Genomic DNA, 22128 nt, shown 5'->3' with positions numbered 1-22128 from the left:
ATGTCAGATGTTCACCAGGAACTGGTGCGAAGCACGATCTCCGTCGCGAGTTCTGCCGGTGCCGACTTCACGATGTCGTCAACACCGGGTACTTCTGCCACCCGGAAATCGGAGTACACAAATCGGCCGCTGGCATCCGCAAGTGCACGTCCGGCGCTACCCACAACAATCGTCGTCGGCACCTCGACCGGAGGAACTCCTACAGCGCCACTGGCCGCCGGATGACCACGATCCACCGAAATCAGACTCGCAAACCGTCCGAACTGACGTGCCGCCAACAACCACGCAAGATCCGCGCCCTCCCGGTGCCCCACCAAATTCACCCACGCAATGTTCAACTCGTCCAGAAGAACCACAGCAGTCGTTTCGTCGAGATTCTCGATCGATTCCACCGCTACGGTGCGCAAATCCGAATTGTGCAGGCGCTCACACACTGTGTCGTACACATCGACGGGATCGCCCTTGCCCGGAAGCAACAGAACCGCATGCTTGCTGACCGGTCCGTCGATCCGAACGGTGCACGACCCCTTGCCCACCGCTACTCGAGTCAGTTCCATGAATGGAAACGGTACGCGACTTGATCACCGCTGTACCGTGCAGCGCACCAAGTATGAGAACTCATACAGTCTTGCGGGCAAAGCTACGGCTTTTAGCCCCCGTTCCGAGCGAACGCACCTTTCGGCGCATCTGAGGCGATGGGCGTACCGTTCGCTCGATTCGGAGGCGGACAATCGGGCGAAATTTCCTGACTGACCCAATGCGGCAACAACCGTCGACAACATCGGTGTCACCAGACGCAAATGCCAACCGAGAGGACACCACGAGGCACCCCCTGCCGCAGCACAGGAAACAACTGGCTGGGCGAAGGAGCACTGACCGACACGGAGATCGCGCAGTTCACCGAAGTCGTCGAACATCCGTATCTGGTCTTGCCAGGGACGTTAGGCGAGGAGTGGAACGATCCCGCATTTTCCGGCGACAGCTACGTCGTTGCCGAATCCCAAAATGCATACGGGCACGTCGATCAGCTATCACGGTGTCCGAAAGACCGTGAAAGGTATGGCGCCGTTGCCTTTCCGCGACGGGATAGTCGCCGGAAAGGCCCCAGGGCACATCCCCGGGGCCGCTTCACTACGCGTACAGAGCGTCGAACACTTCGCCGTATTTCTCATGGACGGCGCGCCTCATGATCTTCACACTCGCCGTCATTTCCCCGCCTTCCGGAGTCCACTCCGCCGGAAGCACCCGACAGCGCGTGATCTGTTCCACCCGCGCGAGGTCCTGGTTGGCGATCTCGACCGCGCGGTCGAACTCCGCGACGACGTCCGGATGCACGGCCAACTCCGGCGACGATGCGACGACGATTCCCTGCGAAGCTGCCCACGCCGCCGTCAACGCCCGCGAGGACATCGCCTGTGGTGAGCGCAAGGACGTCTGTTGGCTGCGACGTCATTCCGGCGCAACCTCCTGCCATTCCTCGGACAGTTTCGAAACCCATTGGGGATCACGCTGTTCCATGAACGCTCGAACTCCTTCGACGGCGTCCGGCTTACCCATCACCCGCAGGTGGAGTTCCGTTTCGAGGTCTGCCACTTGCCCCGGCCCGTATCCGCGCTGCGCGCTCTGCCACAAGAGCCGTTTGGACATCGCCACCGACATCGGCGCAACGTTCACTGCAATGTCACGCGCGATTTCCAACGCGGCAGGCAACACTTCGTCCGCCGGTAGGCAGCGGCTCGCCAACCCCAGACGGAGCGCCTCGGCTCCGTCGAATGTGCGACCCGTCAACAAGATATCTGCCGCGGCAGCCATCCCTGCGATGTGCGGAACTGTCCAATGTGCCATGGCGTCGGGCAACACACCCAGACGAACCTGCGGTATCGCATATTTTGCGTCTTCGGCAAAAATCCGGATATCGGCTTGCATCGCAATGGTCAGACCGATTCCGATCGCATGTCCGTTCACTGCGGCAATGACGGGCTTACGTAGATCGAAAGCCGGTGGATTTACCGGTGAGGCCGAAAATCCCTCGCCCACAGGTGCATCGAAGGTGTCACCACCGCCACCGAGATCTGCGCCCGCGCAAAACGCCGGAGGTGCACCGGTCAGCACGATCGCGCGAACCGCATCGTCGTCGTCGAGGGCGCGGTAAGCCGCTCCCAGCGCCCGACCCATTGCCCCGGTGAACGCATTGCGCTGCTGCGGACGATCGAGGGTAATGACGGCGACACCACTGTCCACTTCCACCGACAGCCCAGTTGTCATTGATCCGCCTCGAGCGCCGAAATCATCTCCGCGATATGTTCATCCACCACCGGATAGCCCGGGAAATAGCAGCACACACGATCGGCGTGGTCGCCGAATCGCGCGATGATCTTCGCTGCACATTCTTCGGGAGTTCCCACCACCGCAATGGCGTTCATCATGTCGCGATCAATCAGGTCCCTCATCGAGTCGAATTCGCGATTCCCACGTCGTGCGCTCCCTCGAACGTGAAGGCCGTCTGATCCCAGGGCGACAAGTTCTTTCGCCCGTGCTGCCCCGTCCTCGGGCCGGCCGTTCAACTGAAGGTCGACCTTCACTTGTCCACCGCTTTCATTTCACGCGTCTCGGTGGCGTGCGCAGCCAACACGAACAGGGAACCCGCAAGCGAATCGACAAAGCCGTCCTCGTCCTCGGTACCTCTGGTCAACCCACGCATTGTCGTTGCACCGGACATCAAGTCGAACAGGAACATTGCGTCTACGCCGGCCGGGATTTCGCCTCGCGCTACGGCACCTTCGAACAGACCTTGGAAGGCCGTACGGACCGGCGCGCCGATCACCAGTAGTCGTTGACGGGCCTCGTGGCTTTGCGAATCAGCAAGTAGACCCGGAACACCGGCACGCGCAGCCGGACGTGCAGCACGAACGAGGAAGACACGCACCCAGAGGCCAAGGTCCGTCCGGAGGTCGCCGGATTCATCAGGCAGGGGGTGTCCGCCCGTGCCATGCACGGCTTCCTCGATCAAAGCCTCCCGCGTAGGCCACCGGCGATAAATAGCAGGCGTGTTCACACCGGCCATCCGCGCGATCGCCGCAATCGTTGTCTGTTGGTAGCCGACATCTGCCAGGAGTCGACGTGCTGCCACGAGCACTGCCTGATCCTTGCTCAGGTCACGAGGACGTCCAGGTCGGGGTTGGATCTCGGAATTCACAATTACATAGTAAACCGTAACGTTATTATCAAATGGAAATTTGCAACCAAACGCACGACGAGTCCGAATGTGTTCACTGCTCGTTCGCTTACTTCCCCGGCGCGCCGTAGACGTGCTCCGCGCGCAGGCTCAGAATCTGGCGACGCTCGGCGACCATGGCACGGCGGTAATCCTCCCAATCGGGATGCTCCCGGCCACTGATGTCGCGGTACAACTCGACCAGCGCATCGACAACCTCGTCGTGTGGATCCGCAGCCACGGATGTCAGTTCTGCCAACCCTTCGATCACTGCATAGCTCCAGAAATCAGGTGCGCTGACATGCAGCGATACGCGCGGGTCCCGGGCTGCATTTTTGCTCTTCGCGCGGTCCGCCGTAATCGACACCGATGCAGTTCGCGACTCTGCGTCCCACAGATAAATGATGTTGGACAGTTGAGGTCGGCCATCGTGTTTGATCGTCGCCAAGACGCCCTGTTTCCCTTTGGCAACAAGCTCGAGCAACGTGTCCCGGATTTCTGCGTGGTCAGTCATAGTTCGGTCAACGACGGTGGCGCTTACGTTGTTCCTGACGTCGGGCTGCTAATCCCGGAACGACTCGCACGTTTGCACCGAAGGATTTCCCTTGCCATCCACCGACATTCAGTAGTAGCGGTCGGGATCGGTGGCGGTGTACGGGGCAACGGTTACCGCATCGATCCGCGGATCTGCGATGAGAAGTTGGATCGCCTCGGCCGGCCCTCCGATCACTGCGAAGTCAGGATCGACATCATTTGCGACACACCACGCGTGATCCGACGGCCAGATGAACGCCGGGTCAGCGCCAGACGCACCGCGGGGACTGAACTGGGCATCGCGGCCCCAGTCACCCCAATCCGTGAATGCACCGCGGAACAGCCAGTAGTCACGGTTGAGGATCTTCACCATCGGAACGTCATCGCCGATGACCTCACATCCCCAGCCGTCCCACAAGCAGAAGAAGCAGTCGTCGGGTGTGGAGGTGTAGCGGGACAGCAATTCCAGGACAATTGCGAATTGCTCGGCATTGTCCTCGTACCAACTGTCTGCAAAGCCCACATCGGTTGTCTTCTGGCCCTCGAAAGGGGTGTCAGGAAGGAACCGGAGCCTTGCATAGGCCGGAAACCCGACCGGACCCTTCGCGGCGAGTTGGTACCACGGGCATATCCTGCCCAACCAACCAATCGGACGCCGATATGTCGGTGCACACGCTCAGGCTCATCCGCTTATTCTTCCCGGACGATCTGCCAACCGTTCACATCTGAGTACAACGACACGCCACCACATCAAATGTCTCCCGACTCCCTACGGCACCCAACAATCGGGCTGAAATGGTGGACGAATAGAACAACGTCACTGTCCGGGCTGACAGACTGCGATCTGAAAAAGCACTTCGGGAATCATTGCCGAATCCCGCGGCTACTCTGACAATGTGCGAAGAATGAGAGGCCACCGTGACAACAAGCTTCTCAGAGCACGTCCGCCTGGACTCGGCTTCGCTCTCGCCGCAGTCCCGTTCCTAGCCCTGCTTGCTGGAGTGCGCTACGACTGGTGGCGATACTCCCGTCCCGCAGTTATCCTCCTCGAAGCTGCAACGGTCGGGATAGCTCTTCTAGGGTTGACGGTTGTCGGCGCACTCTGGATCTTCCGGTCCTACGGTTACTGGCAACGTGAACAGCAGTTGTCGTGGAAGATCGGGCTTGCCCCACTGGTCGTGGCGTCGACAGCCTTTGTGTTTGTGCTGGTGCCGATGCCGACGGAGGGCGCCTTCGACCGGGCTCGGGGTGAGATGGAACAACTCGCAGACTCGATGCAGCAGAACCAGACACCATATACCGGCCGAAGAACCGTGATCGACGGACTCGAGTTCCACGTCTATATCCGAGAGGACAACTGCGTGTATTTCGCCGACCTCGAGCAGAGCGTCGTACTCAATGCCGGGTGGATATACACGGCGAACTGCACCCCGAACCCGGACCAATTCGGTCGTTATAGCCTGGTTGCTGACAACTGGTACGCGTTTCCGTAAGTAGTGGCCACGCAACAGGCCGGTAGGAGGCACCTCCGTACGGAGCGTGCATATAAGGATTGAACGGCTCAACAGTTGAATCGAGATACTCAAAAGTACAGGTGCCCAGGCAGTTTCGCGAAGACTCAAGTAGTCAGAATGAAAATATGAGGCACGGACGGCCTTGTCATTAGCCTCTACCCTGACTATGGCCATCCCAGTTCTCTCTGGCCTTCGAAAGAACTGGTAAGAATCAGCCAGCCGAGGCAGCCGTACGTTCTCCCCGGCCAAATTGGGATTGACGATACCCTGGGAGAGAAGATACTCGCGAGGACTGACCGCTTTCAAAAGTTTTTCGTGGAGGAGATCGATGGTTTCGCATCGCGGCCGCGTTGGCGTCCCGGGATAAATGTCCTCGATTGGTATGACGAGGTCTACGAAATTATTGAGGAGTTTCGCGCACAGTTCCCCGACGTGCAGGTTAAGCCGCAATTAGCACAGTAGGTTTTCTCGGTTAACGAACGCCGGGAAAGCATGGGCCTTTTGCCAATCAGCCTTCCAAATGAACCCAAGGCTGGGTATATAGGGATTTCTGATGTCCTGCACCTCAAGGGGCCGAAATAGTCGATGCGTGACCTACAAATCAATTCCGAAAGTCACGGCGTCGGGCAGTCCAGTTCCGAGAATCCGGTCCTTCACTCACCGCATTTCCGCAGTGAAGAATAGATCCATGGCCCTCGCACCCGACATCCTTCGCTACACGGCATTCAGTTCCGATCCCGCCGGCGGCAATCCAGCAGGAATCCTTTTGGATGCCCGCGGAATCGACGATGAAGAGTTGCAGGCAATCGCGACCCACATCGGATATCCGGAAACCGCCTTCATCACCGAACCAGGGTCTGCAGAGAACCAGCAGCACAGCATAATTCGATACTTCTCCCCCATTTCGGAGATCCCGTTCTGCGGTCACGCCACCATCGCCACCGCCGTGGCACTCACCGAACGCGACGGCGCCGGCACCTTCGTGTTCGAGACTTCCGTCGGGCCCGTGCCGATCACGACCCAGGTCGACGAATCAGGCATCCGTGCCACTTTCACCAGCGTCGAACCGTCGGTGACGGATATCGATCACGCCGTACTCACCGCCCTACTGGGACTCGTCGGTCTCGACTCCTCGGCCATCGACACCGACTTCCCTCCCCGACTGTCCTATGCCGGCAACACCCATCCCGTCGTGGTGCTTCGGGACCGGTCGACGTTCGACAAGTTCACCTTCAACCCCTCCACAATGCGCGCACTGATGGATGCGCAAGGCTGGCCCGGAACCGTGACATTCCTGCATCGATTGGACGACAACACCTTCGAAGCCCGGAACGTTTTCCCTGCCGGCGACATCACCGAAGATCCGGCTACAGGATCCGCGGCAGCCTCGACGGGTGGGTATCTTCGTGCTCTCGATCCCGCAAACACTCCCCGCCGCATCACCATTCACCAGGGCCGGAATGTCGGTAGGCCGAGCATCCTGCTGGTCGATATTCCGATGCAAGGCGGCATCGCGGTGACGGGCACGGCAGTCCCGATCAGTGAGGACGACTGATGAGACTTCTGGCCATCGCCTCGGTAGCGTCTCTGTTTGCCGTGGCTGGCTGCACGTCCACAATCCCTGAAAGGTGTCCAGTCCGCACACCGGCCGAGATTGTCGAGGCCGCCGAGTGCGCTGTGCCGTTCACCCCCGAAGCGGTCGCGTTGACGGACCGGGTCAGCAACCTCAGCCCGAGGCCGGGCGCGGTACCTGTCAACTTCCATCCCGTGTCAGCGATTACTTGTGAGCTGCAGGCAGATTCAGTCGTAGCAGAAGGACCGACTGCAACGTTCTACGAGGTCCGATGGACTGGCAATCCGACTGCGGCACTCGAGGCGCTGAAGGCTCCGTCCAAGGTACTCGACAACACAACGCGGATCTGCCCATTTTCTTCGGAAGCGTCACTGCCGGATCTATGGTTGATCGACGACAAGGGTCGAGGAATGCGTGCCTCGTATCCGGAGGATGAGTGTGGGTACAACATCCCCGATGGACTCGGCGAGGTACGCGCGCTCACGGAGTCGAGCCGAACCGCGCGGCCAGTCACCCTCTCGGCCAGCGGCTTACACGGATACACCGGCTGTGAACTTGATGTGTCGCTGCCGACACCTGGATTGACACCCATGGACGCCGACGCCTTGTCGGTCACAGCTCGCTCGATCTGCCACTACAGCATCGACGGGTCCGAAGTTTCGTTCGTCGAATCGACCCGGGCGCATGACGTTGTATTGCTGCGCGGGATTGCGCTTCTGGAACCAGCGTCCGAATGCTCGCTACCCGCATCCCGTGTTTCTGCGCTGTCGATAGAGGTCCGAGGCGCAGACGGCGTCGACGTGGAGAAGACCGCCGTGGTCGAAATGGACGGTTGCCAGCGGGTCCTGATCGACAGATTCATGCCCCTGACTTCGACACCACTGCTACTGAGTACGCTCACGTAACCGAACGTCGGTCGAGAACAGTCCGGTTAGCCGACTCCGACGCGAGAACTGATGACGGGCAAGCCCTTCGGCACTCCCCCACCGATCAGTTTGTCGAGCGCATCCTGATCGACATATTTCTCGACGAGGTCGGCCAGGAGGTCGAGTTGCTGTTCACGGACCTCAGCGACCGAAATATTCTCGGCAACAACAAATCCGTCGCCGGCGAGATCCGTCAACAGCATCCGTCGGAACTCGTCGCTTTCGAGAAGCCCGTGCCAGTGAGTCCCGCGAACCGACCCTCGAATACTTCCTTCCGGAGAACCGTCAGAGTTATGCAGCAACGGCGAGTCCCCGTTGCGAACCACCCGTCCATGATGAATCTCGTACCCGGACACTGCAATACCATCGGCGTGCCCGTCTACCTGGGCGAGCACCTTGTCCGCAGCGAACTCGATATCGAGATTCAACAAGCCGAGACCGGGCGTGGTGCCGGATCCCGATTCCACGTCGTCGACGATCGTCTTGCCCAGCATCTGGTAGCCGCCACAAATACCGAGAATCGGCTGCCCTCGACCGGCTCGGGCAATGATCTCGTCGGCCAGTCCGGTACTACGCAACCATTCGAGATCACTCACGGTGGACTTGCTGCCCGGGATGACAACGAGGTCCGCATCACGAACCCGCGAGGAATCAGTGATCCACGAAACCGCAACGCCCGGTTCACAAGCCAGCGCTTCTACATCTGTCGAGTTGGAGATGCGAGGCAATCGGATTGCGGCAACGGTCAGCCACGACGATCCGACTGGCGGCCTGGGTCGACCCACCGGAGCATTGCCGGTCACGCCCAAGGAGTCCTCGGCGTCGAGCCACAGATCTTCGGCGAAGGGAATGACACCCAGCGTTGGACGCCCAGTCAACTCGCGCAGTTGCTCGAGGCCCGGTTCCAGCAGTCCGACGTCACCGCGAAACTTGTTGATCACAAACCCGGCGATCAAGGCTTGGTCACTTTCCGACAGCACCGCGACAGTCCCGAAGAGATGCGCAAGGACTCCCCCACGGTCAATGTCACCGACCACGATCACCGGAATCTGCGCCGCCTCGGCCAACCCCATATTTGCGAGATCCGTTGCCCGCAAGTTGATCTCGGCTGGAGAACCAGCGCCCTCACAGATCACGACGTCGAAGTCCTCGCGCAACGACGCCAGATCTTCCGCGACGACGCCGCGCAACCACGCCCGATGCTGCATGTAGTCACGAGCACCGACCGTCGTCATCGCTTTGCCGCGCACCACCAGCTGCGACGTGCGATCACTTCCCGGTTTGAGCAGCACGGGATTGAAACGCACACTCGGCTCGAGTCCACAGGCCCGTGCTTGAAGTGCCTGAGCACGACCGATTTCGCCGCCGTCCAGGGTGACGACGGAGTTGTTGGACATGTTCTGCGCCTTGAACGGCGCGACACGAACACCGCGGCGTGCCAGCATCCGGCAGAGACCGGCCACAAGCACGCTCTTACCGGCATCCGACGTCGTGCCCGCTACGAGCAGGGCACCACGCAGGGTCAAGGCAGGGTCAGGATCTCGGCACCGGTGTCGGTGACAACCAAGGTGTGTTCGAACTGAGCCGTCCACTTGCGGTCCTTGGTGACGACAGTCCAGTCGTCTTCCCAGATCTCGTAGTCAATGCCGCCGAGGTTGATCATCGGTTCGATGGTGAAGACCATGCCGGGCTCGATGATGGTCTCGACCGTGGGCTCGTCGTAATGCAGGATCACGAGGCCGTTGTGGAAGGTCTCACCGATGCCGTGGCCGGTGAAGTCGCGGACGACGCCGTAGCCGAAACGGTGAGCGTACGACTCGATGACGCGGCCGATGACGTTGAGTGCGCGCCCCGGCTTGACTGCCTTGATCGCCCGCATCGTAGCTTCGTGGGTGCGCTCGACGAGCAGTCGATGCTCCTCGGATACATCCCCGGCGAGGAACGTTGCATTGGTGTCGCCGTGAACGCCACCGATATACGCGGTGACGTCGATATTGACGATGTCACCGTCCTGAATGACGGTGGAATCGGGGATTCCGTGGCAAATCACCTCGTTGAGGGAAGTGCAGCAAGACTTGGGAAAGCTCTTGTAGCCCAACGTCGACGGGTAGGCGCCGTGGTCGATCATGTACTCGTGAGCGATGCGATCAAGCTCGTCCGTGGTAACACCGGGAGCAACCGCTTTACCGGCCTCGTGCAGCGCCTGCGCAGCGATCTTGCTGGCAATACGCATCGCCTCGATGGTCTCCGGAGTCTGGATCCACGGCTCGTTGCCTTCCTTGGCGGTCGGCCTCCACGCGTACTCGGGCCGCTCGATCTTGGAGGGCACGGCAAGTACAGGTGAGACGGTTCCGGGGACCAACGGTGTGCGCACAGACATGCAGAACAGCCTAGACCTCGACCCTCGAGCTAGCCGGACGCACTCCAATTCCGGAAGACGGGATCGATGACTGCCCTGATCGGAGCAGACATCGTCTGGCCGAATTCCGCGAAAAGCGCGTCGCGAGAATCGAAGGTACCCAGCTCCTCGTCGACGAACTCGGAGAAGTCCAGGCAATCGCACGAGCTCGCTTCGGTCCACCTGATCGGAGCCCGCGAGAGTGCGTCGAACAGGGTCTCGGCTCCGGCATTGGCGAACGGCTCGAACGACGTGGTCTCGGTCGGTTCCACCAGCACCTCAGATACGTCACACCAATTGCCGTCGATCAGGAACTCCGGCCAGGCCAGCAATACGTACTCGGGGATGAACGCATGCAATCTGCGAAATCGTGGGTACCAGAACTCGCCACGCAGGATCAGCCCGGTCACCCGAGTCGCAATCCCGTGACGGCGTGCCAATGCCTCGAGAACAGCAAGACGCTGACTGCACGAGCCACGTCCCCGCCCGAGAGTGACCGAAACCGGCTGGGTGTCGTCGAGTGCGTAGACAGCGCGAATTCTCTGTTGGATCACACGGTGAGCCGCCACGAGAAACTCCGGCTCCGACATCGCCTCGTGCGTGATATCGGCATAAAACTGTTCGACGCTCGGGTGACCCCAATCGAGAATCACCGACGCGAAGACTCCGCCCTCGGCGTCACGACTGGTCGCGTCGCCGCCTCTAAGTCCGGAAATCACGGCACAGGTCATACCTGCACAGTAACCGCGCATCGGGCATCACACCCAGACTCGACCGAAAGCGTCGTGCGATCGCGACCTCAAGCGTCGGACGCCGCCGGTTTCCATGATGTCCAGGTGTACGGAACTCAGTAAGGTGGAAGCACCTCGCCACAATGCTGGTCGACCGAGAGTTGGAAGGTCACCAGCACAGTGGTGAACGGGAACCATCCTTCGAGTTCCACGTCGATCAAGCCGAGGTCTCTGTTCTCCTCGATGAGCCGCGCCCGTTCTCGGCCGGCCCACACTTCGGGATCGCCAACTTCCGCCGGCGGATTGACCGGCAGGTTGGGCATGTGGAGGTCCTGCTGATCTGCTTCACGTAACTCGATCGCACTGTCGATGGGCGAGCTCGGCGCCACCGTCATGGTCTACCCGGCAACATGGAAGACATTGCCGGTCAGCATCTTCGGACTCACCGACCGCGGCCAGGTATTTCTTGCCGCAGCAAATACCACCCTGCTGCTGGCCCTCACCCTTAGCGCCCTCAGGGTGGTCGGCAGGATCCGCCGACGCTGAACCTGCTATCGCTTACGCAAGATGTACCGCTGAACCTTGCCACTGGGCGTCTTGGGCAGACTCGGAACAAAGTGCACCGTCCGAGGATAGGCGTGGGCGGCAAACTTCTTCTTCACCAGAGTCTGCAGTTCCTTCTCCAGATCATCGTTGCCGTCAACACCTTCGCGCAGAACGACAAACGCTTCGAGAACTTCGCCACGCAATTGGTCCGGCATACCGACGACAGCGGCCTCGACAACATGCTCGTGCATGACCAGCACACTCTCGACGTCGAAGGGCCCGATGCGGTAGCCGGCCATGATGATCACGTCGTCGTCGCGGGAGGAGAAGTAGAAGAATCCGTCCTCATCCGTCATTCCGGCATCACCGGTGATGTAGTAACGACCATCCTCGGTGAAACGCTGCTTCGTCTTCTCGGGAGCGTCGACGTATCCGGTGAACCACATCAGCGGACTGTTGTGGGTATCGATCGCCACCCGTCCCGGAGTGCGAGCGGGCGCCACGTCGTCCGAATCATCTTCCAGCACAGCAGCGGACCAACCCGGCAGCGGACGACCCATCGAGCCCGGCCGTACATCCTCACGAATTTCGTCGGCCCACGCATTGACGATGAACATGCCGTGCTCGGTCTGACCGTAGTGATCGCGCACCTCGACGCCCAATGAACCCTTCGACCACGCAACAACATCCGGCGTCAGAGGCTCTCCCGCCGACGATGCCCGACGCAGCGAGACTCCGTCGGGAACCGGCGCCTTGTCCGCACGCAAACTGCGGTAGACCGTCGGCGCGGCAGCAAAATTGGTGACGCCGAACTTCTCGATGATCTGCCACGTCAGTGGTGCCGAGAACCCAGCGTGCAGGAGCAAACTGCGAGTTCCGGCCACCAGCGGGCCGAGCAAGGCGTAGTACAACCCGTATGCCCAGCCCGGGTCTGCAGCATTCCAGAACACGTCGTCCTCACGGACGTCGAGACCGAACTCCTGGTAGGCCTGGAACGACGCAAGTGCGCGAACAGGTACCGGCACGCCCTTGGGAGTTCCCGTCGTACCGCTGGTGAACAGTTGAACCATCGGGGCGTCGCCACCGACAGCCTGCGCAACACCGCGGGGGTCGTCGCCATCCTGCGCCGCAACCAGTGCGTCGAAGTCCAACTCGTCGCCTGCTGCGCCGCCGGCAACAATCACGCGCCAGGACGAGTCGGCCGGAATGTCTTCGCCCGGCGTGAGCTTATCCAGCTGATTTGCGTCGGAAACAACAACCTTCGCGCCACTGGCCGTCAACCGGAAGGCGATCGCCGGAGCGGCAAAAGCTGTGAACAACGGCACGTGGACTGCGCCACGACGCCAGATTCCGAGTAGCGCCACCACAAGATCAGCAGACTTGCCCATGAGCGTCGCAACGTTGTCGCCTGGCTCCACCCCGAGATCCGCGAGCGCCGCCGCAAAGCGCGACGACTGTTCTCGGAGGTAACCGTAAGTCAGGTCTACCGAACTGAGGTCCGCCTCGATGACGGTGAACGCAACACCGGCCGCAGGGTGCCGGTCGCAGAGGAGTTCTGCGACGCTGGCGCCAGGGGTGTCGTACTGTTCCAACAGCTCACGCACCCGTGCGGTGGGATCGGTGCTCATCGACGTGCTCCTTTGATGGTCGTATGGTTGGGCGGCGGGTTCGACGACCGACTCGTCATACGTACTGCCTTGCACCTATGATCCAGCTCACAAGGAAACTTCACTACCCCCGGAAAGGGGTACGGCGTGTCCAGACTTGCATCACACCTTCTACGCCCCCGCGACGGGGACGCCATGCGAAGCGAACTTCGATCAATCGCAGCTCAGGGAGTAGTTCCAGTACTCTTCGGCGGCGAAGTGCAGGACGAAACTTTGCACCTGACCGAGTTCGTGGGCACCCGCACCAACAACCTCAAAGGTCTCGCTATCCCGCCGCGATCGGGCATGGGCGGACGCGTCGTCGCCCAACGCTCGCCGTTCGCAGTCAACGACTACGGCAATTCTCAATCGATCACCCATCATTTCGACCGACCGGTACTGAGCGAAGGACTTCATTCCATCCTCGCTGTCCCGGTCATGGTGGCGGGTAAATCGCGCGCGGTGCTCTATGCCGCAATCCGAGACTTCGCCCCGATCGGCAACCGAACTGCCGACATCATGGTGTCCGCGTCGCGGCGCCTGGGCACGGAGTTGGCGATCCGCGACGAAGTCGACAGACGACTCCAACTCCTGCACGCCGCATCCGCCACTACCGGCGACGGAATGTCCACCGAAGAGATTCGTGACGTACACGCCGAACTACGCAGCGTTGCAAACACTGTCACCGATTCCGACCTGCAGATCAAACTTCGGGGACTGTCCCAACGGCTGGCACTTCTCCTGAGCCCCACGGGCATCGACCCCGAAAACACCGTGACGCTCACACCACGCGAGGTCGACGTCCTGTCACAGGTCGCGCTCGGATGCACCAACCTTGAAACAGCGGGACGACTTTCCGTCAGCGCGGAGACCGTCAAGAGCTATCTGAGAAGCGCAATGAGCAAACTCGACGCACACTCACGGCACGAAGCCGTCGTGACGGCAAGAAAACTGGGACTACTGCCCTGAGCCGTCAGTAGCCTTCGGGAAGAGCCGCCAACATATCTCGCGTCACACCCACTGCATTGTCCGAACTTCCGCCCCGCACAACAAGAGTCGCAAAAGCCAAGTCCCCGCGGTAGCCGACGAACCAGGCGTGGGAGCCGCCGTCGACCTCGGCCTCACCAGTTTTGCCATACACCTCACCCTGATCCTTGACGCGCTCAGCGGTACCGCTGGTCACCACCAGGCGCATCATTCCGCGCAAGCCGTCGACCATCTCCGCACTGATCAATGGACGGTCACCGTCGACGGTGGTTTCTCGACCCGAAATCAGGTGTGGCACCGGCGTGGACCCCTGGGCAACCGTCGCCGCAGCCAACGCCATTCCGAACGGACTCACTACAACCAAGCCCTGCCCGAAGCCGTCTTCGGTGCGCTGCACCAGATCCGGTGCCGGCGGTACCGAACCCGACTCCGTCGGCAATCCCACCACGTTGTATTCCGGTCCGATACCGAACTGCGAGGCTGCGGTGGTCAAGGCATCGGGAGTCATTTCGCTGGCCAACTTTGCGAACGACGTATTGCACGAACGCGCAAACGCAGTCGCCATCGGCACTGTGCCCAGGGAGAATTCGTTGTAGTTGGGCACACTGCGCTGCCCGATCTCGATGCGGCCCGGGCACGGCACCATAGTCTCGGGCGTCGCCTGACCGCCGGAAATCGCAGCGCCGGCAGTCACGATCTTGAACGTGGAACCCGGCGGGTAGAGGCCCATCGTGGCAACCGGACCATCACGATCGGCGGCCTTGTTCTGAGCCACCGCGAGAATTGCGCCCGTCGAAGGCTCGATGACCACCATCATCGCCTGATCCGCACTGACAGCCACGGCCCGCTGAGCCGCTAGCTGAATGTTGCGGTCGAGACTAATCGTGAACGACGGAACCGGTTGCGGTGCAGTCTCCGTCAGCACATCGGTGTCAACGCCGTTCTGATTGACCGTGACGACGCTCCAGCCGGCTTTGCCGTCGACCTCGTCGATAATGGTTTTCTTGATCTGCCCCAACAGATCTGGCGCAAATTCCGGATCCGTGGAAACCAGATCCGATTCGTCGGACACGGTCACACCGGGGATTCCAGCCAATTGCGCCGACACCGCTTCGTAATCGTCACTGCGCAAACGTGTCACCAGGTAGTCGCCCTTGACCGCGGTGGATGACTCGGCAATCGACTGACCGGTCAGAGACGAGTCGAATCGAACCAATGTCGCGGCCAAGGTATTTGCCGCACCGATGACGTCTGCACTCTTCGACCGATCGAACTTGACCCGGTACACGATTCCCGGAACCAGGACATCGGTTCCCGAATGCTCGTTGACCCGAGCCCGCGGCGCGGCTTTCGATCGCAGAGACATGGTCTGCTTGTCGCCGAGACGGGGATGCACGTCGGTAGAACTCCAACGGACAGACCAATTTCCGTCCTTGCGACCCATCTGAATTTCACCGTCGTACGTCCAAACACGATCTTTCGGGAGGTTCCACACGTAGGTGTAGCCGACCGTCGCGGTATCACCGTTCATCTTGACCGACGTCGTTTCCGCAGTCATGGAATCGGCCTGCAGTGCGTCCCAGGTATCGCTCATGACCGCTCCCGCGGAATCAGGACGATCCGTCATCGAGGCAGCTTCCTCGATGTCGCGATCACCGAACGCACTCAGAAACTGCTGTGCGACGGGTTCCGGCCCCGAAGGCTTCGGGGTGCATGAGGTGATCCCCACCGCCAGGAATACGACAGTGCAGGACGCCAGAAATTGCGCGGGACGACTACGGGAGAACGACCGAGTATTCATCGGATCCCATACTAGGTCGAGGCCCACTCGGCAAAGCGCAGGCACGACTCAATCGAGGAGAACAGTCGCGAACGTCGCAACCTGACGGAAGCCCACCCGCGAATAGGTAGAGCGCGCGATTGTGTTGAAGCTGTTGACGTACAGACTCGCAATGCGACCGCTCGCCATGATGGACTCGGCCACGGCAGCAGTTCCCGTGATCCCGTGCCCCTGACCACGGAATTCCGGATTGACCCACACCCCTTGGATCTGACCGCACCGCGACGACACCGAACCCACCTCAGCTTTGAAAACGACCTGCCCGTCCTCGATATGGGCCCAGGCCCGCCCAGCCGCGATCAGGCTGGCCACACGATGCCGATATCCGCGTCCACCGTCGTTGGCCCGCGGGTCGATACCGACCTCTTCGATGAACATCGACACAGCAGCCGGCAGATAGATGTCGAGCTCATCCGAGCGAACCTGACGGACGGACGGATTGGGCGCGCACGCCAACGGCTCGGAAACAGCCATCAGCGGCTGCTCCGCGCGAACCTCCCGCGCGCTCCCCCAGTCCAGTTCCAGCATCTCCCACAGCGGCAATGCCAGTTCGGCCCTACCAACCAGCGACGAGCACATTCGCGGGATCCGGCAGGCGCGGTCGGCGAACGCACGTATGTCGTCGAGTTCCCCACGTAGCGGTACCAGATTTGCGCCGGCGAAACAGAGCGACGACGACGGGCCACCGCGACTCCACAGTTCACCGTGGATCATGCGCGGGTCGACGCCGAATTCCTCGACCCGCGAGGCGATCATGCAGGAGGCAATCGGATCGGCGTCGAGGACACGACGTACATCGTCGAGATCCCGACTCCCGATCTGCCTGGCTCCAAGGAGTTTCAGCATCGACCAACCCCTCCGCTCACGGGTGCGTCCATTCGTCACTGGACTTGTAGTGCACTCAGATTGCCACGAACCTACTATTTGTGGGGAGGTTTCTACCCGGTGTTACTCAACTGACAGTGACGACCGGAGCACCCTCCGACGAATCACCTTCCATGCTTTCGGCGATCTTCATCGCCTCTTCGATGAGGGTCTCGACGATCATCGCTTCGGGCACAGTCTTGATGACCTTGCCCTTCACGAAGATCTGACCCTTACCGTTGCCCGACGCGACTCCGAGATCGGCTTCACGTGCTTCACCGGGCCCGTTGACGACGCAACCCATGACTGCGACGCGCAGCGGGATCTCCATGCCTTCGAGACCGGCGGAGACCTGGTCGGCCAAGGTGTAGACGTCGACCTGCGCCCGCCCACACGACGGGCAGGACACAATCTCGAGCTTGCGCGGACGCAAGTTCAATGACTGCAGAATCTGGTTTCCGACCTTGATTTCTTCGGCGGGCGGAGCCGAAAGGGAGACACGGATGGTGTCGCCGATTCCTTCGGCGAGCAATGCGCCGAAGGCGACTGCGGACTTGATGGTGCCCTGGAACGCCGGACCGGCCTCGGTGACGCCGAGGTGCAACGGGTAGTCGCATTTTGCAGCGAGCTGGCGGTACGCCTCAACCATGATGACCGGGTCGTTGTGCTTGACGGAGATCTTGATGTCGCCGAAACCGTGCTCTTCGAACAGGCCGGCTTCCCACAACGCAGACTCGACCAGTGCTTCCGGCGTCGCCTTGCCGTACTTCTCCATCAACCGCGGATCCAGAGAACCTGCATTGACGCCGATACGAATCGGGATGCCCGCATCGCCGGCAGCCTTGGCTACTTCTTTGACGCGGCCGTCGAATTCCTTGATGTTGCCCGGGTTGACGCGGACAGCGGCGCAACCGGCATCAATGGCAGCGAAAATGTATCGCGGCTGGAAATGAATATCCGCGATAACCGGGATCTGGCTCTTCTTGGCGATGATCGACAGCGCGTCGGCGTCTTCCTGCCGGGGGCAGGCAACTCGGACGATGTCACAACCCGAGGCAGTCAGCTCTGCGATCTGCTGAAGTGTCGCATTGATGTCGTGCGTCTTGGTTGTAGTCATCGACTGCACCGAGACCGGGAAATCACTTCCGACACCGACATTGCCGACCATCAACTGTCGGGTCTTGCGTCGCGGAGCGAGAATCGCTGCGGGTGCCGAGGGCATTCCCAAACCGATAGGGATGGTCACGTCTGTGCCTACTTTCATAGCTTCACTGCAAGTTTAGCCGGGGTGTCACTCGCGGACGATTGCACTGGTCGACGCTATCCGAAGATCTTGATGGGGTTGACGATGTCTGCCGTCAATGTCAGCAACATGAACGCGCCGCCAATGACGATGAAGACGTAGGTGATCGGCAAAAGTTTTGTGTAATCGACCGGACCACCGGCGATCAGACCGCGACGCGCACGGAACCAGTCCCGAATCCGTTCGTAGAACACGACTGCAATGTGACCACCGTCGAGGGGCAGCAGCGGGAGGATGTTGAACACGCCGAGGAAGAAGTTGATCGATGCGAGGAGCATGACAAATTGCGGCCACGCAGCACGTTCAGCGGCCTCACCGCCGATGACACTGGCTCCGACCACACTGATCGGAGTGTCCAGCGCTCGTTCACCGCCAGTGACGGACTCCCACAAAGCCCCGACCTTCGACGGAATGTCGGCGAGTGCCTTTACCGAATCGACCATGATCTCGCCGGTGAAATCGAACGCTGCGGGCACAGCCGTCAGCGCGTTGTACCGCTCCGGCTCGGGTGTGACTCCGACGATTCCGACCGCACTGACCTTGGTGAGTTCGGGCGTCGTGCTGCCCGGTACCGTGACATATCGCTCGGCAGAAGTGACCGCTACCGGGAACTGCAGTGTCTGGCCGCCGCGCTCGACGGTGAGATCAACCGTGCCCGTCGTATCGCGGATCGCGGCGGACACCTCCTTGAACGTGTCGACAGGCTTTCCGTTCACGGCGGTGATGCGATCTCCCGGCAGAATTCCAGCAGCTTCGGCTGGGCCACCGCCCTCACAGGGCGCCAGATCCCAGTTCTTGTCCTGGCCGTACTGGGTGGGAGCGACACACGAAAGCTTCTCGACAACTGCCGGAGCGGGAGCCGTAGTGGTCGCGCCCCAGCCGAGTAGCAAGGCGTAGATCAGGAGCAGCCCGAGAATGAAGTTCATCGCGATGCCACCCGACATGACGACGACGCGCTTCCACGCCGCCTTCTTGTACATGGCGTGCGGCTCTTCTTCGGGCGTCATCTCGTCGAGCGCCGTCATACCCGCGATGTCGCAGAAACCACCGAGAGGAAGCGCCTTGAGACCGTATTCGGTCTCACCACGACGGAAGGAGAAGATCTTGGGACCGAAGCCGATGTAGTAGCGGCGGACCTTCATACCCAGCGCCTTGGCCGTCCACATGTGGCCGGCCTCGTGCAGGGCGATGGACACGCCGATACCGAGGGCAAACAGCACTACGCCAAATGCGAAAACCACGAAGCTCTAGCCCTCCTGCTTCACGAGCTGACGCGCTCGCGTGCGTGCCCAGCCGTCTGCGGCCAGAACGTCGTCCACCGTAGTCGGTTCCGCCGACCACTCGCCCGCTTCATCGAGAACAGCGGACACTGTGCGAACAATGGTCGGGAAAGTAATGACGCCATCGAGAAATGCCTGCGCAGCAATCTCGTTGGCGGCGTTGTAGATTGCCGTGAAGCAGCCGCCGGCCTTGCCGGCGCTACGGGCCAACTCGACAGCCGGAAAGACCGTTTCGTCGAGCGGCTCGAAATCCCACGTCGACGCTTTCGTGAAGTCGCATGCCGCAGCGGCGCCGGCAATTCGATCGGGCCAACCCAATGCGAGGGCGATCGGGAGCTTCATGTCCGGCGGACTCGCCTGAGCCAAAGTCGAACCGTCGAAGAACGTGACCATGGAATGGACGATCGACTGCGGATGGACCGTGACGTCGATCCGGTCGTAGTCGATACCGAACAGCAGATTCGTCTCGATTAACTCCAGCCCCTTGTTGACCAGGGTTGCCGAGTTGAGAGTGTTCATCGGACCCATCGACCAGGTGGGATGAGCGCCGGCTTGCTCAGGCGTCACCGACTCCAGAGCCTGCGCTGTCCAGCCGCGGAACGGCCCACCCGAAGCAGTGAGAACCAACCGCGCCACTTCGTCGGCCGTACCGCCGCGCAGGCACTGTGCCAGCGCCGAGTGTTCGGAGTCGACGGGCACTATCTGACCGGGTGCCGCGGCCTTGGTAACCAGCGCGCCGCCGGCGACCAACGATTCCTTGTTGGCGAGGGCCAACCGTGCACCCGACGCGAGAGCAGCCAAGGTCGGTTCCAGTCCCAGCGACCCAACCAGGGCGTTGAGAACGACGTCGGCTCCGCTCTCGCGTACCAACTCCGCTGCAGCGCCGGGGCCGGAACGAGCCGTTACCGAATCGAGCGACGCCGCTGCGTCCGGATTGGCCACGGCGACGTCACTGACCCCCGTCGCTTCGATCTGCTGGGCCAACAACTCGATGTTGTTCCCGCCGGCAGCCAGACCGACCACTTCGAACCGTTCGGGGTTAGCGGCGATGACTTCCAAGGCCTGAGTACCGATGGAACCGGTACTGCCGAGGAGAAGGACGCGGGTGGGTCTGGTTTCCTGCACTCGTCCATTGTTCCTGATAAGACCTGAGAACAACCTTATCGACGCCCAACTACGTACGACGGCCGGTCGTATGTCACGATATTGGGCAGTAGTTAAACCGAATGAGCAGGAGGATCGACCGTGGCCGATACCCAGTTGGACGTCAAGTCCAGCGCCCCCGTCGTGGTCTCGCACGTCGATGAGGCCGAGGTCCCCTCAGCCGCATGGGGGTGGAGTGGTGAAAGCCTCAAGGCGATGCGTATTGCCGGATGGTTCTTCACGGTATTCCTTCTCCTGATGATGATCGGCAATCACAGCGGCAAGGTCGAAGACCTGTGGCTGATCGGTACGGCCGGATTGATGGCGATCATCTTGATCCGCGACATGATTCTCCGTCGCCACCCGCGATAGAGACAGACGCACGCGATAGAGACAGACAAGCAAAAGACCTCCACGAACCAAGTGTTCGTGGAGGTCTTTTGTGTTGGAGCTCTTAGTTTTCGGCAGCCAACTGACCACAAGCGGCAGCGATTTCCTGGCCACGTGTATCGCGAACTGTGCAGGAAACACCCTGGGCGATGACGCGGCGCACGAACTCGCGCTCGACATCCTTGGGGCTGGCGTCCCATTCGCTACCCGGGGTGGGGTTGAGCGGAATGAGGTTGACGTGAACAAGGCCACCCAGTGCCTTCTTCAGTTTCTTGCCGAGCATGTCTGCGCGCCACGGCTGATCGTTGACTTCCTTGATCATCGCGTACTCGATCGACACGCGCCGGCCAGTCTGATCGGCGTAGTAACGTGCGGCTGACAAAACCTCGGCCACCGACCAACGGTTATTCACCGGGACCAAGGTGTCGCGAAGTTCGTCGTCAGGCGTGTGCAAGGACACGGCGAGCGTGACGCTCAGGCCCTCGTCGGCCAACTTGCGGATTGCCGGAGCCAAACCGACCGTCGAGACGGTGACGGATCGCTGCGAGAGTCCGAGTCCGTCGGGCGCCGGTGACGTGATGCGACGCACGGCAGCAACCACACGCTTGTAGTTGGCCAGCGGCTCTCCCATGCCCATGAACACGACGTTGGAGAGTCGGCCCGGTCCACCGGCGATCTCGCCGTCGCGCATCGCGGCGGCCGCGTCACGAACCTGGTCGACGATCTCAGCCGTGGAAAGGTTCCGATCGAGGCCGGCCTGACCGGTTGCGCAGAACGGGCAAGCCATTCCGCAACCGGCTTGGCTCGAGATGCACAAAGTCGCCCGTTCCGGGTAACGCATGAGGACGCTCTCGAGCAGCGTGCCGTCGTGCGCCTTCCACAGGGTCTTGCGAGTGTCTCCGGCATCACACGAGAGATGCTTGATCGGCGTCAGCAATTTCGGGAACAGCGACTCCCCGACCTTTTCCCGCACCGACGCCGGAAGGTCGGTCATTTTCTCGGGATCGGCTTCGAGCCTGGCGTAGTACTGCCGAGCCAACTGATCGGCCCGAAAGGCGGGCAGACCCAGCTCTTTCACCGCTTCTTTGCGCTCTGCAGAATCGAGGTCGGCGAGGTGCCGAGGAGGCATTCCACGCTTGGGTGCATTGAAGACGAGGGGAAGAGAGGCAGCCATAGTTACACCATTCTCCCATTGTTTTGACGTTCACCCCCACCGCGGCCCGCTTCTGAGCCCGTAGG

Annotated in this window: 23 protein-coding genes and 1 pseudogene; 6 read left to right on the top strand and 18 right to left on the bottom strand. The window is 61.0% G+C overall.

What is annotated here, in order from left to right:
• Window positions 1-11 precede the first annotated feature (11 nt).
• The 7 genes from QM600_RS05015 to QM600_RS04985 all read right to left on the bottom strand — a co-directional run bounded on the left by QM600_RS05015 (window position 12) and on the right by QM600_RS04985 (window position 4271).
• Entirely contained in the window at window positions 12-557 is a 546-nt protein-coding gene (locus tag QM600_RS05015; protein ID WP_283260365.1) for an alpha/beta fold hydrolase, read from the bottom strand.
• 574 nt (window positions 558-1131) lie between these two features.
• On the bottom strand, window positions 1132-1428 hold the full coding sequence (locus QM600_RS05010; RefSeq protein WP_283260364.1) for a hypothetical protein: 297 nt from the start codon (window positions 1426-1428) through the stop codon (window positions 1132-1134).
• A gap of 21 nt (window positions 1429-1449) precedes the next feature.
• Window positions 1450-2265, bottom strand: coding sequence for an enoyl-CoA hydratase/isomerase family protein (locus QM600_RS05005; RefSeq protein ID WP_283260363.1), 816 nt, complete (start codon window positions 2263-2265; stop codon window positions 1450-1452).
• Entirely contained in the window at window positions 2262-2582 is a 321-nt protein-coding gene (locus QM600_RS05000) for a hypothetical protein (RefSeq protein ID WP_283260362.1), read from the bottom strand. The genes QM600_RS05005 and QM600_RS05000 overlap by 4 nt, the downstream gene beginning before the upstream one ends.
• A complete protein-coding gene (locus QM600_RS04995; RefSeq protein ID WP_283260361.1) occupies window positions 2579-3196 on the bottom strand; it encodes a TetR/AcrR family transcriptional regulator in 618 nt (205 codons plus the stop codon). The genes QM600_RS05000 and QM600_RS04995 overlap by 4 nt, the downstream gene beginning before the upstream one ends.
• An 88-nt stretch (window positions 3197-3284) precedes the next feature.
• Complete coding sequence (locus QM600_RS04990) at window positions 3285-3728, bottom strand: PPOX class F420-dependent oxidoreductase (protein ID WP_283260360.1); 444 nt, start codon at window positions 3726-3728, stop codon at window positions 3285-3287.
• Between the two features lie 108 nt (window positions 3729-3836).
• Complete coding sequence (locus QM600_RS04985; RefSeq protein WP_283260359.1) at window positions 3837-4271, bottom strand: hypothetical protein; 435 nt, start codon at window positions 4269-4271, stop codon at window positions 3837-3839.
• Between the two features lie 382 nt (window positions 4272-4653).
• On the opposite strand from QM600_RS04985, the gene QM600_RS04980 reads away from it, so the two are divergent.
• The 3 genes from QM600_RS04980 (at window position 4654) to QM600_RS04970 (ending at window position 7740) form a co-directional block, all read left to right on the top strand.
• On the top strand, window positions 4654-5241 hold the full coding sequence (locus tag QM600_RS04980; protein WP_283260358.1) for a hypothetical protein: 588 nt from the start codon (window positions 4654-4656) through the stop codon (window positions 5239-5241).
• A 709-nt stretch (window positions 5242-5950) separates the two neighbouring features.
• Window positions 5951-6817: a PhzF family phenazine biosynthesis protein gene (locus tag QM600_RS04975; protein WP_283260357.1), complete on the top strand. Its 867-nt coding sequence runs from the start codon at window positions 5951-5953 to the stop codon at window positions 6815-6817.
• On the top strand, window positions 6817-7740 hold the full coding sequence (locus QM600_RS04970) for a hypothetical protein (protein WP_283260356.1): 924 nt from the start codon (window positions 6817-6819) through the stop codon (window positions 7738-7740). The genes QM600_RS04975 and QM600_RS04970 overlap by 1 nt, the downstream gene beginning before the upstream one ends.
• A 26-nt stretch (window positions 7741-7766) precedes the next feature.
• Here QM600_RS04970 and QM600_RS04965 read toward each other — a convergent pair whose 3' ends face one another.
• From QM600_RS04965 to QM600_RS04950, 4 genes are all read right to left on the bottom strand, one after another.
• Entirely contained in the window at window positions 7767-9281 is a 1515-nt protein-coding gene (locus QM600_RS04965; RefSeq protein WP_283260446.1) for a cobyric acid synthase, read from the bottom strand.
• A gap of 2 nt (window positions 9282-9283) precedes the next feature.
• Window positions 9284-10141, bottom strand: a complete 858-nt coding sequence (gene map / locus QM600_RS04960; RefSeq protein WP_283260355.1) for a type I methionyl aminopeptidase — start codon at window positions 10139-10141, stop codon at window positions 9284-9286.
• A gap of 29 nt (window positions 10142-10170) precedes the next feature.
• On the bottom strand, window positions 10171-10890 hold the full coding sequence (locus QM600_RS04955) for a transglutaminase-like domain-containing protein (protein ID WP_283260354.1): 720 nt from the start codon (window positions 10888-10890) through the stop codon (window positions 10171-10173).
• Between the two features lie 116 nt (window positions 10891-11006).
• The gene (locus tag QM600_RS04950) at window positions 11007-11279 is read right to left on the bottom strand and encodes a hypothetical protein (RefSeq protein ID WP_283260353.1); all 273 of its coding nucleotides are present in this window, start codon (window positions 11277-11279) and stop codon (window positions 11007-11009) included.
• On the opposite strand from QM600_RS04950, the pseudogene QM600_RS04945 reads away from it, so the two are divergent.
• A pseudogene (locus QM600_RS04945) lies at window positions 11230-11436 on the top strand (ABC transporter permease); the annotation flags it as partial. The gene QM600_RS04950 and the pseudogene QM600_RS04945 sit on opposite strands and share 50 nt — an antisense overlap.
• Window positions 11437-11441: 5 nt before the next feature.
• Here the strand turns inward: QM600_RS04945 and QM600_RS04940 are convergent.
• Complete coding sequence (locus QM600_RS04940) at window positions 11442-13064, bottom strand: AMP-binding protein (RefSeq protein ID WP_283260352.1); 1623 nt, start codon at window positions 13062-13064, stop codon at window positions 11442-11444.
• A 174-nt stretch (window positions 13065-13238) separates the two neighbouring features.
• Here QM600_RS04940 and QM600_RS04935 point away from each other — a divergent pair, with 174 nt between their 5' ends.
• Entirely contained in the window at window positions 13239-14051 is an 813-nt protein-coding gene (locus QM600_RS04935; RefSeq protein ID WP_283260445.1) for a LuxR C-terminal-related transcriptional regulator, read from the top strand.
• Between the two features lie 4 nt (window positions 14052-14055).
• Here the strand turns inward: QM600_RS04935 and QM600_RS04930 are convergent, their stop codons facing one another.
• The 5 genes from QM600_RS04930 to dxr all read right to left on the bottom strand — a co-directional run bounded on the left by QM600_RS04930 (window position 14056) and on the right by dxr (window position 20481).
• On the bottom strand, window positions 14056-15870 hold the full coding sequence (locus QM600_RS04930) for a penicillin-binding transpeptidase domain-containing protein (protein WP_283260351.1): 1815 nt from the start codon (window positions 15868-15870) through the stop codon (window positions 14056-14058).
• A 48-nt stretch (window positions 15871-15918) separates the two neighbouring features.
• Entirely contained in the window at window positions 15919-16755 is an 837-nt protein-coding gene (locus QM600_RS04925) for a GNAT family N-acetyltransferase (protein WP_283260350.1), read from the bottom strand.
• 106 nt (window positions 16756-16861) lie between these two features.
• Window positions 16862-18019, bottom strand: coding sequence for a flavodoxin-dependent (E)-4-hydroxy-3-methylbut-2-enyl-diphosphate synthase (gene ispG / locus QM600_RS04920; RefSeq protein ID WP_283260444.1), 1158 nt, complete (start codon window positions 18017-18019; stop codon window positions 16862-16864).
• 74 nt (window positions 18020-18093) lie between these two features.
• Window positions 18094-19317, bottom strand: coding sequence for a M50 family metallopeptidase (locus tag QM600_RS04915; RefSeq protein ID WP_283260349.1), 1224 nt, complete (start codon window positions 19315-19317; stop codon window positions 18094-18096).
• Window positions 19318-19323: 6 nt separating this feature from the next.
• Window positions 19324-20481 carry a 1-deoxy-D-xylulose-5-phosphate reductoisomerase gene (gene dxr / locus QM600_RS04910; RefSeq protein WP_283260348.1) on the bottom strand — a complete coding sequence of 386 codons (1158 nt, stop codon included), beginning with the start codon at window positions 20479-20481 and terminating at the stop codon, window positions 19324-19326.
• Window positions 20482-20601: 120 nt separating this feature from the next.
• On the opposite strand from dxr, the gene QM600_RS04905 reads away from it, so the two are divergent.
• A complete protein-coding gene (locus QM600_RS04905; protein ID WP_283260347.1) occupies window positions 20602-20871 on the top strand; it encodes a DUF2631 domain-containing protein in 270 nt (89 codons plus the stop codon).
• Window positions 20872-20953: 82 nt separating this feature from the next.
• On the opposite strand, the gene rlmN is transcribed toward QM600_RS04905, so the two are convergent.
• Window positions 20954-22063: a dual-specificity RNA methyltransferase RlmN gene (gene rlmN / locus QM600_RS04900; RefSeq protein WP_283260346.1), complete on the bottom strand. Its 1110-nt coding sequence runs from the start codon at window positions 22061-22063 to the stop codon at window positions 20954-20956.
• Between the last annotated feature and the right edge of the window lie 65 nt (window positions 22064-22128).

This window comes from Rhodococcus sp. IEGM 1379, assembly GCF_030056815.1.
In the GTDB taxonomy this organism is placed as follows: Bacteria; Actinomycetota; Actinomycetes; order Mycobacteriales; family Mycobacteriaceae; genus Rhodococcus_F.
Note: the sequence above shows the minus strand (reverse complement) of the source record. Positions and strands in the feature narration are given on the sequence as shown.

Excerpts from the sequence above, each read along its gene's own strand:
- QM600_RS05015 (WP_283260365.1), bottom strand. The coding sequence starts at position 557 with ATGGAACTGACTCGAGTAGCGGTGGGCAAGGGGTCGTGCACCGTTCGG.
- QM600_RS05005 (WP_283260363.1), bottom strand. The coding sequence starts at position 2,265 with ATGACAACTGGGCTGTCGGTGGAAGTGGACAGTGGTGTCGCCGTCATT.
- QM600_RS04990 (WP_283260360.1), bottom strand. The coding sequence starts at position 3,728 with ATGACTGACCACGCAGAAATCCGGGACACGTTGCTCGAGCTTGTTGCC.
- QM600_RS04980 (WP_283260358.1), top strand. The coding sequence starts at position 4,654 with ATGAGAGGCCACCGTGACAACAAGCTTCTCAGAGCACGTCCGCCTGGA.
- QM600_RS04975 (WP_283260357.1), top strand. The coding sequence starts at position 5,951 with ATGGCCCTCGCACCCGACATCCTTCGCTACACGGCATTCAGTTCCGAT.
- QM600_RS04970 (WP_283260356.1), top strand. The coding sequence starts at position 6,817 with ATGAGACTTCTGGCCATCGCCTCGGTAGCGTCTCTGTTTGCCGTGGCT.
- map (WP_283260355.1), bottom strand. The coding sequence starts at position 10,141 with ATGTCTGTGCGCACACCGTTGGTCCCCGGAACCGTCTCACCTGTACTT.
- QM600_RS04955 (WP_283260354.1), bottom strand. The coding sequence starts at position 10,890 with ATGACCTGTGCCGTGATTTCCGGACTTAGAGGCGGCGACGCGACCAGT.
- QM600_RS04940 (WP_283260352.1), bottom strand. The coding sequence starts at position 13,064 with ATGAGCACCGATCCCACCGCACGGGTGCGTGAGCTGTTGGAACAGTAC.
- QM600_RS04935 (WP_283260445.1), top strand. The coding sequence starts at position 13,239 with ATGCGAAGCGAACTTCGATCAATCGCAGCTCAGGGAGTAGTTCCAGTA.
- QM600_RS04930 (WP_283260351.1), bottom strand. The coding sequence starts at position 15,870 with ATGAATACTCGGTCGTTCTCCCGTAGTCGTCCCGCGCAATTTCTGGCG.
- QM600_RS04925 (WP_283260350.1), bottom strand. The coding sequence starts at position 16,755 with ATGCTGAAACTCCTTGGAGCCAGGCAGATCGGGAGTCGGGATCTCGAC.
- rlmN (WP_283260346.1), bottom strand. The coding sequence starts at position 22,063 with ATGGCTGCCTCTCTTCCCCTCGTCTTCAATGCACCCAAGCGTGGAATG.